The organism is Streptomyces sp. NPDC005402 (assembly GCF_040606575.1).
Taxonomy (GTDB): domain Bacteria; phylum Actinomycetota; class Actinomycetes; order Streptomycetales; family Streptomycetaceae; genus Streptomyces.
On the sequence record NZ_JBEXFB010000011.1, the window covers coordinates 19,538 to 33,101 of the forward strand.

Sequence of the window (13,564 nt, forward strand, 5' to 3'; positions counted from 1 at the left end):
CCTCTTGGCCATGACCGCTGCTTTTCGAAACAGCACAGCCACGACGACCAAGCACATCTTCGTCACTGGGGGTGTCGCCTCCTCGCTCGGCAAGGGACTGACGGCCTCCAGCCTCGGCATGCTGCTCAAGGCGCGGGGCCTGCGCGTCGTGATGCAGAAGCTCGACCCGTACCTCAACGTCGACCCGGGCACGATGAACCCCTTCCAGCACGGTGAGGTGTTCGTCACCAACGACGGCGCCGAGACCGACCTGGACATCGGCCACTACGAGCGCTTCCTCGACCGTGACCTCGACGGCTCCGCCAACGTCACCACCGGCCAGGTCTACAACACGGTGATCGCCAAGGAGCGGCGCGGTGAGTACCTGGGCGACACCGTGCAGGTCATCCCGCACATCACCAACGAGATCAAGCACCGCATCCGGCGTATGGCGACCGACGAGGTCGATGTCGTCATCACCGAGGTCGGTGGCACGGTCGGCGACATCGAGTCGCTGCCGTTCCTGGAGACGGTCCGCCAGGTCCGTCACGAGGTCGGCCGTGACAACGTCTTCGTCGTCCATATCTCGCTCCTGCCGTACATCGGCCCCTCGGGTGAGCTGAAGACGAAGCCCACCCAGCACTCGGTTGCGGCCCTTCGGAACATCGGTATCCAGCCGGACGCCATCGTGCTGCGCTGCGACCGGGAGGTGCCGACCGCCATCAAGCGCAAGATCTCGCTGATGTGCGACGTCGACGAGGCCGCCGTGGTCGCCTGCCCCGACGCCCGCTCGATCTACGACATCCCGAAGACCGTGCACGGCGAGGGCCTGGACGCCTATGTCGTCCGCAAGCTGGACCTGCCGTTCCGGGACGTGGACTGGCGGACCTGGGACGACCTGCTCGACCGCGTCCACAACCCCGACCACGAGATCACCCTCGCCCTGGTCGGCAAGTACATCGACCTGCCCGACGCCTACCTCTCGGTCACCGAGGCGCTGCGTGCCGGCGGTTTCGCCAACAAGGCCCGCGTCAAGATCAAGTGGGTCACCTCGGACGACTGCAAGACCCCGGCCGGCGCCGCGGCGCAGCTTGGTGACGTGGACGGCATCTGCATCCCGGGCGGCTTCGGCGACCGCGGTGTGCTGGGCAAGGTCGGCGCGATCAAGTACGCCCGCGAGAACAAGGTCCCGCTGCTGGGCCTGTGCCTGGGCCTGCAGTGCATCGTGATCGAGGCCGCGCGCAACCTCGCCGACATCCCGGACGCCAACTCCACCGAGTTCGACTCGGCGACCGGCCACCCGGTCATCTCCACCATGGCCGAGCAGCTCGACATCGTCGCCGGTGAGGGTGACATGGGCGGCACCATGCGGCTCGGCATGTACCCGGCCAAGCTCGCCGAGGGCTCCATCGTCCGTGAGGTGTACGACGGCAAGGAGTACGTCGAGGAGCGGCACCGGCACCGCTACGAGGTCAACAACGCCTACCGCGCGGAGCTGGAGAAGAAGGCGGGCATCCTGTTCTCCGGCACCTCGCCGGACGGCAAGCTCGTCGAGTACGTCGAGTACCCGCGCGACGTCCACCCGTACCTGGTCGCCACGCAGGCCCACCCCGAGCTGCGCTCGCGCCCGACCAGGCCGCACCCGCTGTTCGCCGGCCTGGTGAAGGCGGCGGTGGAGCGGCAGAGTTCCAAGTAGCACGACAGTTGTACGGTGGCCGGGGCGCACGCATTCAAAGGGCGGGCGTCCCGGCTTCTTTTGCGCAGGTGGGGAAGGACAGGGCATGACGATCAAGGACACCCCGGAAGAGTGGGAGATCCGGGCGACGAAGACCCCGTTCGTGGGCAACAAGACCTCCGTCCGCACGGACGAGGTGGTCATGCCCGACGGGTCGGTGGTCGGCCGCGACTACCAGGTCCACCCGGGTTCCGTGGGCGTCCTCGCCCTCGACGACGAGGACCGCGTCCTGCTCATCCGGCAGTACCGGCACCCCGTACGGCAGAAGCTGTGGGAGATCCCCGCGGGGCTCCTCGACGTGCCGGGGGAGAACCCGCTGCACGCGGCCCAGCGGGAGCTGTACGAGGAGGCGCACGTCAAGGCGGAGGACTGGCGGGTGCTGACGGACGTCTACACGTCGCCGGGGGGCTGCGACGAGGCGATCCGGATCTTCCTGGCCCGGGGACTGTCCGAGGCCGACGGCGAGCGCTTCGAGGTCGAGCACGAGGAGATCGACCTGGAGTACGCGCGCGTGCCGGTCGCCGAGCTGGTGCGGGGGGTGCTGGCGGGGGAGCTGCACAACACCTGTCTGGTGGTGGGGGTGCTTTCGCTGGTCGCGGCGCGGGGTGCCTCCGGCGGGTTGGACGGGTTGCGGTCGGCTGAGGCTCAGTGGCCGGCGCGGCCGTTCGAGGCGTGACGGGTTTTCGGGTCGCGCCGTCTTCGGGGAGCGGTCCGTTGCGGGGTGCCGGTTCGTGGTGGGCTGGTCGCGCGGTTCCCCGCGCCCCTATCGGTAGTGCGGTGCCGTAGTTCCTATGATCCGTTGATCCGATCGGGGGACTCCCGTGGCCCCGCCGCCGCGCTCCGCCAGGCACGTTGCACAGCGTGAACTAGGCTCTGAAAAGCCCGAACCGGGGTCACCGGCGGGCTTTGCGCGTGCGGTGGGACGGGAGTGTGGCCCGTGACGGATCAGGCGGTGGACGCAGGCGGCACACGGCTGTCCGGCGAGGGCCAATTCCTGGGGCGGACGCGGGAGTTGAAGGAGCTGCGCGCCGACATCGAGCGGGCGGGACTCGACACGCTCTCCGGTAGGAAGGCACCCCGAGCCAGGGTGCTGCTCATCGCGGGGCGCCCCGGGTCCGGCCGTACCGCACTCGCCGAGGAACTCGTCCGGGCGGTCGCTGACCGTTACGACGGGGTGCTGCGCGCCCGGTTGAGCGAGCCCGACGGAACCCCCGTACCGATCGGGGACGCCGCCCGGGAACTGCTCACCGTGCTCGGGGTGCAGGCACCCGCCGGAGCCGCCGAGGACGACCTCACGGCGGTGCTGCGCGAGGCCCTCGCCGACCGTCGCGCGCTGCTTCTGCTCGACGACGCGGTGACCGCGGAACAGGTGGACGCCCTGCTTCCGGATACCCCGGAATGCCTGGTCGTGGCCGTGTCGGGAGGTCCGCTGACCGGGATCGCGGACGTCCGTCCGTGCACCCTCGGAGGGCTGGACACCAAGTCCGCGCTGGAGCTGCTGTCCCGGCACGCCGGGTCGGTCCGCATCACCGTCGACCCCCGTGCCGCCGAGCAGCTTGTCGAGGAGTGCCAGGGCCACCCCGCCGCGCTGATGCTGGCCGGGGGCTGGCTCGCCGCCCGTCCCAAAGCGGCCGTCGCCGATCTGGCCAAGCAGGTGCATACGGAGAGTGATGAGGGGAGCCCGCTCAGCCGGGTCTTCAAGCTCGTCTACACGTCCCTGCCCGCCGCGGCCGCCCGGACGCTGCGACTGCTCTCCCTCGCCCCGGCCGGCCTCATCGACCCGCACACCGCCTCCGCGCTCGCCGGCTGCTCGGTGAGCGGGGCCCGCTCCACCCTCGACGACTTCGTCGCGCTCGGTCTGCTGCACGCCGTGGACTCACCGCTGCCGCAGTACGAGGTCCCCGGCTGTCTGTACCCCCTGCTCAAGGCCCTCGCCGACAGCCAGGACCGCCCGGCCGAACTCCAGCTGGCCCGCGCCCGCATGCTGGAGCGGACCGTACGGCTGCTCCAGTCCTCCCGCACGATCACCGAGACCGACAGCCCCGACGCCCGCGAGAAGCTCCAGGGCATGCCGCCTTCCGTGCGCTTTCCGACCCCCCGGGCCGCCGAGGACTGGCTGCGCATCCGTCGCCCGGCCCTGCTCGCCGCGGTCCGTCTCGCGGTCGCCGACGGGGAGCTGGACACCCTGGCCCGGCGCCTGATGTCGCAGCTCGTGCGCACGATGGTGGCCCACTTCGGCATGAAGGCCGCCGCCCCCGACCTCTACACCGTCCACGGCCTGGTCCTGGACGTGGCCGAGCGGCGCGCCCTGCCCCGCGAGAAGGCCGCGGCCCTGCTGAACCTCGCCGACCTGGACGCCCAGACCGGCCGCACCCGGGAGGCGCTGGCGCGCTATCGGGCGGCCCTGGACGCCGGACGGGAGGCGAACGACCCGTATGCGACGGGCCGCGCGATGGAATCCGTAGGCGGCGCGCATCTGGAGCTCGGCGACTACGACCGGGCCGCCGACTGGTTCGGCCGGGCCCTCGCCCAGCGGCTGGCCCGGGACGAGCGCGCCGAGGCCGCCCGGCTGTACGGCCGTATCGCCGCCGCGCACACCTACGCCGGCCGCTACGGCGAGGCGGTCAGGAACTGGCGGGCCGCGCTCGCCGGTCACCGCAAGAACGGCGATGTCCCGGCCCACGCGCGCGCGTTGAGCGAACTCGCCCGCGTCCAGGAGTACGCCGGACACCCCGAGGAGTCGCTGCGTACCTGCCAGGAGGCCGTGGAGTGGGCGCGGCGCGCCGAGGACGTCCGGCTGCAGTCCGCGCTCCAGCTGCGGCTCGCGGACACGCTGGACCGCCTCGGCGATCCCGCGGCCGCCCAGCTGCACCGCGGCGCCGCCGAGCGGCTGCTGGGGGAGGAGCTTTCCCAGGATGAATCCGCCTCTGAGCAGGTCGAGGAACCGAAACATGACGCTGACGCCTGCGAAATCCGTAGTACATCCGCAGAAGATTGATGCAATGAAAGGCTAGACAGCGGGAACACCTTCATTAGACTGGCTCTGCCGCACCTTCTCCTGCGGTGTCTCCTGGTGTGCTCATGCATGCCCGGGTATGTGTTGTATTGCCCCACACACTCTGAGCCAAGGACCGTGATCCACGTGAAGGTCGGCATCCCCCGCGAGGTCAAGAACAACGAGTTCCGGGTGGCCATCACCCCCGCCGGTGTGCACGAGCTGGTGCGCCACGGCCACCAGGTCGTCATCGAGCGGGGCGCCGGCGTCGGCTCCTCCATCCCGGACGAGGAGTACGTCGCCGAGGGCGCCCGGATCCTGGACACCGCCGACGAGGTGTGGGCCACCGCCGACCTGCTGCTGAAGGTCAAGGAGCCGGTCGCGGAGGAGTACCACCGCCTCCGCAAGGACCAGACGCTCTTCACCTACCTGCACCTGGCCGCCTCCAAGGAGTGCACCGACGCGCTCATCGAGTCGGGCACCACCGCGATCGCCTACGAGACCGTCGAGCTGCCCTCGCGCGCGCTCCCGCTGCTCGCCCCGATGTCCGAGGTCGCGGGCCGGCTCGCCCCGCAGGTCGGCGCCTACCACCTCATGCGCTCGGTCGGCGGCCGCGGTGTCCTGCCCGGCGGCGTCCCCGGAACCCAGCCCGCGCGGGCCGTCGTCATCGGTGGCGGTGTCTCCGGCTGGAACGCCACGCAGATCGCCGTCGGCATGGGCTTCCACGTCACGCTGCTCGACCGCGACATCAACAAGCTCCGCGAGGCCGACAAGGTGTTCGGCACCAAGGTCCGGGCGATCATGTCCAACGCCTTCGAGCTGGAGAAGGCCGTCCTGGACGCCGACCTCGTCATCGGCGCGGTGCTCATCCCGGGCGCCAAGGCCCCGAAGCTGGTCACCAACGAGCTCGTCTCGCGGATGAAGCCCGGAAGTGTCCTTGTCGACATCGCGATCGACCAGGGCGGCTGCTTCGAGGACTCCCGTCCCACCACCCACGCCGAGCCGACCTTCCAGGTCCACGACTCGGTCTTCTACTGCGTCGCCAACATGCCCGGCGCGGTGCCCAACACCTCCACCTACGCGCTCACCAACGCGACGCTGCCCTTCATCGTCGAACTGGCCGACCGGGGCTGGGTGGAGGCGCTGCGCCGCGATCCCGCGCTGGCGAAGGGTCTCAACACCCATGACGGCAAGGTCGTTTACCGGGAGGTCGCGGAGGCGCACGGCCTGGAGCACACCGAGCTCGAAACCCTGCTCGGCTGAGCCTGTGACCTCGGCAGAGAGCTAAGTCACCTTTTCGTAAAGGCGATACGTCAACAAGGCGCGTCAACGAGGCACATGCGGCCGGACCTTGCCCCACAAGGTCCGGCCGGATGTGTGTATGGTCACTTTGCGACTCTCGGTCAACTCACGTCGAACGTAACCCTTGCACCGATTCGTACACCGGCGAAACCTGCCGTGCGACTGCCGTACGCCCTTGACAGCGGGATGTTTCATTGCCGACACATCCTGCCCGGTCCGGCGGATTGTGTTGCTGTGAACACCCGACACGCCATAGAGTCGCCAACCGTCGGCATGGTGCCACGCTGACCTTGTCTAGAAGTTTCCTGGTCACCAAGGAGGTAAGACGACTTGTGAATGAGTCGACATTTTCTCCCGGGGGTGGTCAACCAGGAATGCCTGCCGGGGCCCAGAGCCCCGCAGGGTTCGAGGCTGTCGGCTCCGTCGCGGTGCGCACCTTCGCAGCCCACCAGAGTCCGCGCACCGTGCGGACAGCACACCAGAGCATGGATGGCCATCACGTGAACGCCATGGCCGGCGACGGAAGTGGCGCGCCCCACAACCACTTCGCCGACTACGACGAACTGCCCGAGGGGCACTTCTACGACCCCGACGCCGAGTACGAGCCCGATCCGGAGTACGCCGCCACGCTCGCGCCCGACGCGGCCCGCCAGCGCCGTGAGCGCGTGGGTCCGACCGGACGCCCGCTGCCGTACTTCCCGATCCCGGGCCCGCTGACCGACCACGGCCCCGCGAAGATCATCGCGATGTGCAACCAGAAGGGCGGCGTGGGCAAGACCACGTCGACCATCAACCTGGGTGCCGCGCTCGCGGAGTACGGCCGGCGCGTGCTGCTCGTGGACTTCGACCCGCAGGGCGCGCTGTCGGTGGGTCTCGGTGTCAACCCGATGGAGCTCGACCTCACGGTCTACAACCTGCTCATGGAGCGGGGCATGGCGGCCGACGAGGTCCTGCTGAAGACCGCGGTCCCCAACATGGACCTGCTGCCGAGCAATATCGACTTGTCGGCGGCGGAGGTCCAGTTGGTCTCCGAGGTCGCCCGCGAGTCGACATTGCAGCGGGCTCTGAAGCCGCTCATGGCCGACTACGACTACATCGTGATCGACTGTCAGCCCTCGCTCGGCCTCCTCACGGTCAACGCCCTGACGGCCGCGCACAAGGTGATAGTGCCTCTGGAGTGCGAGTTCTTCGCCCTGCGTGGTGTCGCACTGCTGACGGAGACCATCGAGAAGGTCCAGGAGCGGCTCAACCCGGATCTGGAGCTCGACGGGATCCTCGCCACGATGTACGACTCGCGCACGGTCCACAGCCGTGAGGTCCTGGCCCGTGTCGTCGAGGCGTTCGACGACCACGTCTACCACACGGTCATCGGGCGCACGGTCCGCTTCCCGGAGACCACGGTCGCCGGTGAGCCGATCACCACGTACGCGTCCAACTCCGTCGGTGCCGCCGCCTATCGCCAGCTCGCCAGGGAGGTGCTCGCCCGGTGTCACGCCGAGTGAGTCTGCCGGGGGCCGACGAACTGTTCCGTACGACAGGGGGAATGGCGCTCCAGGCGTCCACTCCCCGGCGGGGGGCCAACGGCGAGGCCCGGGTACCGGCTCCCGCGGGGGAGTCGGACGGGGCCGTACCCGAGGACGCGCCGCAGTCCGTGCCCGCACAGGGCGGGGACGGCGACGGGGCCGAGCATGTGGCGGCCGACGCCGAGTCCGCGGAGGCGGGCGAGTCCCGTCTCCGGGCGGCCGCCGCGGAGCGCACCGCGCGACGTCAGGAGGCGCAGGAAGGTTCTGCCCAGGCCTCCGGCGGTGCGCAGCCGCGCGGCAAGCGCGGCCGGTCGCCGGCTCGGCGGCCCAGTGGGCGCGAGCGGCACGACGAGAAGATCACCGTGTACGTGTCGGCCGAGGAGCTCATGGATCTGGAGCACGCCCGTCTGGTGCTCCGGGGTGAGCACGGGCTGGCGGTGGACCGCGGGCGGATCGTGCGCGAGGCGGTCGCCGTGGTGCTGGCGGATCTGGAGTCCCGCGGGGACGCGAGCATCCTCGTCCGTCGGCTGCGTGGGCGGTAGCGGTAGCCTGCGGAGGCCATGACCTCGAACGACGTTCCCCTCGGCGCCGGCGCAGCTGCCGGTCGTCGGCGTGTGCTGGGGCAGGGGCCGGGCGCTCCGCGGGACCAGCCGGTCGCGGAGCCGGAGGTCGAGGCCGCGCCGGTCTCGGAGGAGCCGGAGGCCGCGGAGGCTGAGGTCGCGGAAGCCGAGATCGAGGCCGCGGAGATCGAGGCCGTGCCGGTCTCGGAAGAGACGGAGATCGAGGCCGCGGAGGCTGGGACCGTCCCCCGGGAGGGCAACGAGTCCGACGGTGTCTTCAAGGTCCGGCTCGCCAACTTCGAGGGCCCCTTCGACCTGCTCCTCCAGCTGATCTCCAAGCACAAGCTGGACGTCACCGAGGTCGCGCTCTCCAAGGTCACCGACGAGTTCATGACGTACATCCGGGCCATGGGGCCGGACTGGGACCTCGACGAGACGACCGAGTTCCTCGTCGTCGCCGCCACCCTCCTCGACCTCAAGGCGGCTCGGCTGCTGCCTGCCGCACAGGTGGAGGACGAGGCCGACCTGGCGCTCCTGGAAGCCCGTGACCTGCTCTTCGCGCGGCTGCTCCAGTACCGCGCCTACAAGCAGATCGCGGACATCTTCAACCGGCGGCTCGACGAGGAAGCCCGGCGTTACCCCCGTACCGTCGGTCTCGAGCCGCACCACGCCGATCTGCTGCCCGACGTCGTCATCAGCATCGGGCCCGAGGGGTTCGCGAAGCTCGCCGTGAAGGCGATGCAGCCCAAGCCCAAGCCGCAGGTCTACGTCGACCACATCCACGCGCCCCTGGTGAGCGTCCAGGAGCAGGCGGGGATCGTGGTCGCTCGGCTCAGGGAGCTCGGCGAGGCCAGCTTCCGGCTGCTGGTGGAGGACGCCGACGGCACCCTGACCGTCGTGGCGCGCTTCCTGGCGCTGCTGGAGCTGTACCGGGAGAAGGCCGTGGCACTGGATCAGGAGACCGCGCTCGGGGAGCTGATCGTGCGGTGGACCGGCGGTGCGGGGGAGGCCGAGCCGACGGTGACCGACGAGTTCGACCGACCGCCCGAGCCGCCCAAGGAGGACAAGGCGTGAGCGAGGACACCACCGAGGCCCCGGCGGGACCGCCGGGCGTCGCCGACCTCGATCTGAAGCCGGCCCTGGAGGCCGTCCTGATGGTCGTGGACGAGCCCGCGACCGAGGAGCACCTGGCGAAGATCCTGGAGCGGCCGAAGCGGCAGATCACCAGGGCGCTGCGGGAACTGGCGGGCGAGTACGCCGCTCAGGGCCGGGGCTTCGAGTTGCGGCACGTCGCGAACGGGTGGCGGTTCTACACCCGGGCCGCGTACGCCCCGGCCGTCGAGCGGTTCGTCCTGGACGGGCAGCAGGCCCGCCTCACCCAGGCCGCGCTGGAGACGCTGGCGGTGGTCGCCTACCGCCAGCCGGTCAGCCGCAGCCGGGTCTCCGCGGTGCGCGGAGTGAACTGTGACGGTGTGATGCGCACCCTTCTCCAGCGGGGTCTGGTCGCGGAGGCGGGCACGGAACCCGAAACAGGTGCGATCCTGTACGTGACGACGAACTACTTCCTGGAGCGGATGGGCCTGCGCGGTCTGGACGAGCTCCCGGAGCTCGCGCCCTTCCTCCCGGAGGCGGAGGCGATCGAGGCCGAGACCCAGGAAGCCGTACCGTCGTTCGATCCGGACGCCCCGGATTCCGACACAGACGACGACTAGACGGAAACTTGATGCGAAGCAGCAGCGGCAGGAACAGCAGCGGAAACAACGGCGGGAGCCGTGGTGGCAACAGCGGCGGCCGCGGCGGGAGCAGCGGTGGTCGCGGGGGGAGTACCGGTGGTCGCGGTAACTACCGCGGTGCCGGGAACGACCGCGACGACAAGCAGGGCGGCCGGCCGAAGAACCCCCGCCCCGAGGAGCGCCGCTACGACGTGGGCCCCGGCGCCACCCACGAGGGACCGAAGTCCGGGCGCGGTGCCGCCGCGCGCGGTGGTGCCAAGGGCGGCCCCAAGCAGGGTCAGGGCACCGGGCGGGGCCGTTGGGTGCCGGCGACCTCTCGCGAGTACGAGGCGCGGGCCGAGGAGCGCAACCGCGAGCGGTACGCGGGCAAGAAGGACGTGAAGCCGCCGAAGACCTTCCCGGGCGCCGAGCAGGAGGGCGAGCGGCTCCAGAAGATCCTCGCGCGCGCGGGCTACGGCTCGCGGCGGTCCTGCGAGGAGCTCATCGAGCAGGCCCGGGTCGAGGTCAACGGCGAGATCGTGCTGGAGCAGGGCAAGCGGGTCGACCCGGAGAAGGACGAGGTCAAGGTCGACGGCCTGACCGTGGCGACGCAGTCGTACCAGTTCTTCTCGCTGAACAAGCCCGCCGGTGTGGTCTCGACGATGGAGGACAACGAGGGCCGGCAGTGCCTCGGCGACTACGTCACCAACCGTGAGACGCGGCTCTTCCACGTGGGGCGGCTCGACACCGAGACCGAGGGTGTGATCCTGCTCACCAACCACGGCGAGCTGGCCCACCGGCTGACCCACCCCAAGTACGGCGTGAAGAAGGTCTACCTCGCGCACATCGTGGGCCCGATCCCGCGCGACCTGGGCAAGCAGCTCAAGGACGGCATCCAGTTGGAGGACGGGTACGCGAAGGCGGACCACTTCCGGGTCGTCGAGCAGACCGGCAAGAACTACCTCGTCGAGGTGACCCTCCACGAGGGGCGCAAGCACATCGTCCGCCGGATGCTCGCCGAGGCGGGCTTCCCGGTCGACAAGCTGGTGCGGGTCGCCTTCGGCCCCATCACTCTGGGCGACCAGAAGTCGGGCTGGCTGCGGCGGCTGTCCAACACCGAGGTCGGCATGCTGATGAAGGAAGTCGACCTGTAGTCCTCCCCACGCGTGTGTGCGGCCGGTTCCGGAATCCTCCGGGGCCGGCCGATGCGTTTTCGTCCTCCTCCCGGTCTGTATCCGTGACGGAGGGAGTGGGGATGGACGCGAGGAACGCCGACTGTGGCGGGACGGGTCCGACAGCGCTGGAGGGCCGTGTGCGGCCCCGGCGGACCGTCGGGCTCCCCGGGGCTCAGGAGATGCCGGTGAGGCCGTCGAGGGGCTGCCGCGGCGTCCTGGCGGGGGTGCGGGCATGAGCGCGGGGGAGTTGTTGGAGCGCTCGCTCGCCTACGCGCTGGGCAGCGTCGCGGGGGCGCAGTGCGTGGATCCCGGCAGGGGCACGCCGTGTGCCGAGTGGAATCTGGGCGAGCTGCTGGGTCATCTCGACGATTCGCTGGACGCGTTGTACGAGGGGCTGAGCGGCGGACGGATCGGACTGCTCCCGCATGCCGACCGGGTCTGCGGCTTCCGCACCCGCGCGTGTGCCGTGCTCGGCGCCTGGGCCGCCGGGCCGCCCGAGGGCGTGCTGGTGGGTGAACGACCGCTGGACGTGCGGGTGATGGCCGCGGTCGGCGCCGTCGAGATCACCGTGCACGGGTGGGACGTGGCCCGGTCCTGCGGACGGCCGCGGCCCCTGCCGGACGGCCTCGCGGCCGAACTCCTGTCCGTCGCCCGGTGCGTGGTGGGGGAGGAGGACCGGGGAGTGCGGTTCGCCGAACCGGTCGCCGTGCCGTCCGGCGCGCAAGCCGAGACCCGGCTTCTCGCCTTTTTGGGCCGGCGCCTCTGAAGGCTTGTGGAAGACTCGCGCGCTCTTTATAGTCGTAGTGACTATTAGTTATGCCGACCATGAAGGGGGCGGGTGTAAGTGGACTACGACAAGTACGCCCACGAACCCTTCGCCGTCACCGTCGACCTCGCCGTCCTGACCGTCACCGAAGGCGCCCTGCACGCGCTGCTCGTGGAGCGGGGGCAGGAGCCGTACGCCGGACACTGGGCACTGCCCGGCGGGTTCCTGCACCCGGACGAGTGCGCGGAGACCGCGGCCCGGCGCGAACTCGCCGAGGAGACCGGCCTGTCGGACCTCTCCGGGCTGCATCTGGAGCAGCTGCGGACCTACAGCGAGCCCGACCGCGACCCCAGGATGCGGGTCGTCTCCGTCGCGTTCGCCGCACTGCTGCCCGATCCTCCCGAGCCGCACGGCGGCGGCGACGCGGCCGAGGCCCGCTGGGTGCCGTACGACAAGGCGGGACCGCTCGCCTTCGACCACGACCGCATCCTGGCCGACGCCCACGAACGCGTCGGCGCCAAGCTCGAGTACACCTGCCTCGCCACCGCCTTCTGCCCGCCCGAGTTCACCCTCGGCGAGCTGCAGCAGGTGTACGAGACCGTGTGGGGCACCGCCCTGGACCGGCCCAACTTCCGCCGCAAGGTGCTGGCCACGCCCGGCTTCGTCGAGGCCGTCCCCGGCGCCGCGCGGCTGACCGGCGGCCGCGGCAAACCGGCCGCGCTCTACCGCGCCGGACCGGCCACCACCCTGCACCCCCCTCTCCTCCGACCGTCCCCGGAAGGACGTCCCGCATGACCACGATCCTGACCAAACGCGCCGCCACCGGAACCCTCGTCGGCCTCGCCCTCGGGGACGCCCTCGGCTTCCCGACCGAGTTCAACGACGTACCGTCGATCCTCGCCAAGTGCGGGCCGTGGCGCGAGATGGAGCTGCGCACGCCGGCCGTCGTCAGCGACGACACGCAGATGACGCTGGCGGTGGGGAGAGGGCTGCGGGCGGCGATGGACCGGGGAGTGCTCGGGCCCGAGATGGCGGAGCCGGTCCGGCGGGAGTTCATCGCGTGGAACCGCTCCCCGGAGAACAACCGGGCCCCGGGCAACACCTGCCTGCGGGCCTGCGACCTGCTGGAGCGCACGGATCTGCCCTGGCAGCACGCCAGCCAGATCGGTTCCAAGGGCTGCGGCGCCAACATGCGCGTCGCGCCCGTCGGACTCGTCCCCGGGCTCAGTGACGAACAGCGCGCGGGCGCCGCCCAGTTGCAGTCCGCGCTCACCCACGGGCATCCGACCGCGCTCGCCGCGTCCGACCTCACCGCGCGTGCCGTACGGCTGCTCGCACAGGGGGCCGAGCCGGGTGAACTGGTCGGGCTGCTGCGGTCGTACGCCCTGGTGAACCGGGGCCACTACCACGAGCGTTGGCTCGGGGACCTGTGGGCGAGGAGCCCGGACCCGACCCCCGGGCAGTTCATGGCGCGCGGCTGGGACGAGTGCCTGGCGGTCCTCGACCGGCTCGACGACGCCGTGCGCAACGCCTCGCCGGAGGAGGACCCTTGTCTGGCCACCGGGGCCGGCTGGATCGCCGAAGAGGCCCTGGCGACCGGGCTGTTGTGCTTCCTGCAGTTCCCGGACGAACCGCTGACGGCCCTGCGGCGAGCCGCGTGCAGCTCCGGCGACTCCGACTCGATCGCCTGTCTGACGGGCGCCTTCGCGGGAGCCCACCTGGGAGCGGACGCATGGCCGGTCGAGTGGGCCGACCGGATCGAGTACGGCAGTGAGCTGGTGACGCTCGGGGCGCTCTGGGACGCCTGACGCTTCGGC

At 70.7% G+C, this 13,564-nt stretch carries 12 protein-coding genes; all 12 read left to right on the forward strand.

The features are described from left to right. Window positions 1–10: 10 nt before the first annotated feature. The 12 genes from ABZT02_RS22045 (at window position 11) to ABZT02_RS22100 (ending at window position 13,555) form a co-directional block, all read left to right on the forward strand. Window positions 11–1,675 (forward strand): CTP synthase, encoded by a 1,665-nt coding sequence (locus ABZT02_RS22045; protein WP_356019681.1) that lies wholly within the window; start codon window positions 11–13, stop codon window positions 1,673–1,675. Between the two features lie 85 nt (window positions 1,676–1,760). Beyond that, the gene (locus ABZT02_RS22050; RefSeq protein ID WP_356019682.1) at window positions 1,761–2,390 is read left to right on the forward strand and encodes an NUDIX hydrolase; all 630 of its coding nucleotides are present in this window, start codon (window positions 1,761–1,763) and stop codon (window positions 2,388–2,390) included. Between the two features lie 261 nt (window positions 2,391–2,651). Further along, on the forward strand, window positions 2,652–4,712 hold the full coding sequence (locus tag ABZT02_RS22055) for a tetratricopeptide repeat protein (protein ID WP_356019683.1): 2,061 nt from the start codon (window positions 2,652–2,654) through the stop codon (window positions 4,710–4,712). Window positions 4,713–4,856: 144 nt separating this feature from the next. Further along, window positions 4,857–5,972: an alanine dehydrogenase gene (ald, locus tag ABZT02_RS22060; RefSeq protein WP_356020130.1), complete on the forward strand. Its 1,116-nt coding sequence runs from the start codon at window positions 4,857–4,859 to the stop codon at window positions 5,970–5,972. A gap of 413 nt (window positions 5,973–6,385) precedes the next feature. After that, the gene (locus ABZT02_RS22065) at window positions 6,386–7,513 is read left to right on the forward strand and encodes a ParA family protein (RefSeq protein WP_356019684.1); all 1,128 of its coding nucleotides are present in this window, start codon (window positions 6,386–6,388) and stop codon (window positions 7,511–7,513) included. Then, window positions 7,498–8,076, forward strand: coding sequence for a hypothetical protein (locus ABZT02_RS22070; RefSeq protein WP_356019685.1), 579 nt, complete (start codon window positions 7,498–7,500; stop codon window positions 8,074–8,076). Before ABZT02_RS22065 ends, ABZT02_RS22070 begins: the two co-directional genes overlap by 16 nt. A gap of 18 nt (window positions 8,077–8,094) precedes the next feature. After that, window positions 8,095–9,168, forward strand: a complete 1,074-nt coding sequence (locus tag ABZT02_RS22075; protein WP_356019686.1) for a segregation/condensation protein A — start codon at window positions 8,095–8,097, stop codon at window positions 9,166–9,168. After that, window positions 9,165–9,806 carry an SMC-Scp complex subunit ScpB gene (gene scpB, locus ABZT02_RS22080; protein ID WP_356019687.1) on the forward strand — a complete coding sequence of 214 codons (642 nt, stop codon included), beginning with the start codon at window positions 9,165–9,167 and terminating at the stop codon, window positions 9,804–9,806. The genes ABZT02_RS22075 and scpB overlap by 4 nt, the downstream gene beginning before the upstream one ends. Window positions 9,807–9,817: 11 nt before the next feature. Then, window positions 9,818–10,960: a pseudouridine synthase gene (locus tag ABZT02_RS22085; RefSeq protein ID WP_356019688.1), complete on the forward strand. Its 1,143-nt coding sequence runs from the start codon at window positions 9,818–9,820 to the stop codon at window positions 10,958–10,960. A 253-nt stretch (window positions 10,961–11,213) separates the two neighbouring features. Beyond that, window positions 11,214–11,747, forward strand: a complete 534-nt coding sequence (locus ABZT02_RS22090) for a TIGR03086 family metal-binding protein (RefSeq protein WP_356019689.1) — start codon at window positions 11,214–11,216, stop codon at window positions 11,745–11,747. Between the two features lie 78 nt (window positions 11,748–11,825). Beyond that, window positions 11,826–12,542 carry an NUDIX domain-containing protein gene (locus ABZT02_RS22095; RefSeq protein WP_356019692.1) on the forward strand — a complete coding sequence of 239 codons (717 nt, stop codon included), beginning with the start codon at window positions 11,826–11,828 and terminating at the stop codon, window positions 12,540–12,542. Beyond that, window positions 12,539–13,555: an ADP-ribosylglycohydrolase family protein gene (locus ABZT02_RS22100; RefSeq protein WP_356019693.1), complete on the forward strand. Its 1,017-nt coding sequence runs from the start codon at window positions 12,539–12,541 to the stop codon at window positions 13,553–13,555. Before ABZT02_RS22095 ends, ABZT02_RS22100 begins: the two co-directional genes overlap by 4 nt. Window positions 13,556–13,564: the final 9 nt, after the last annotated feature.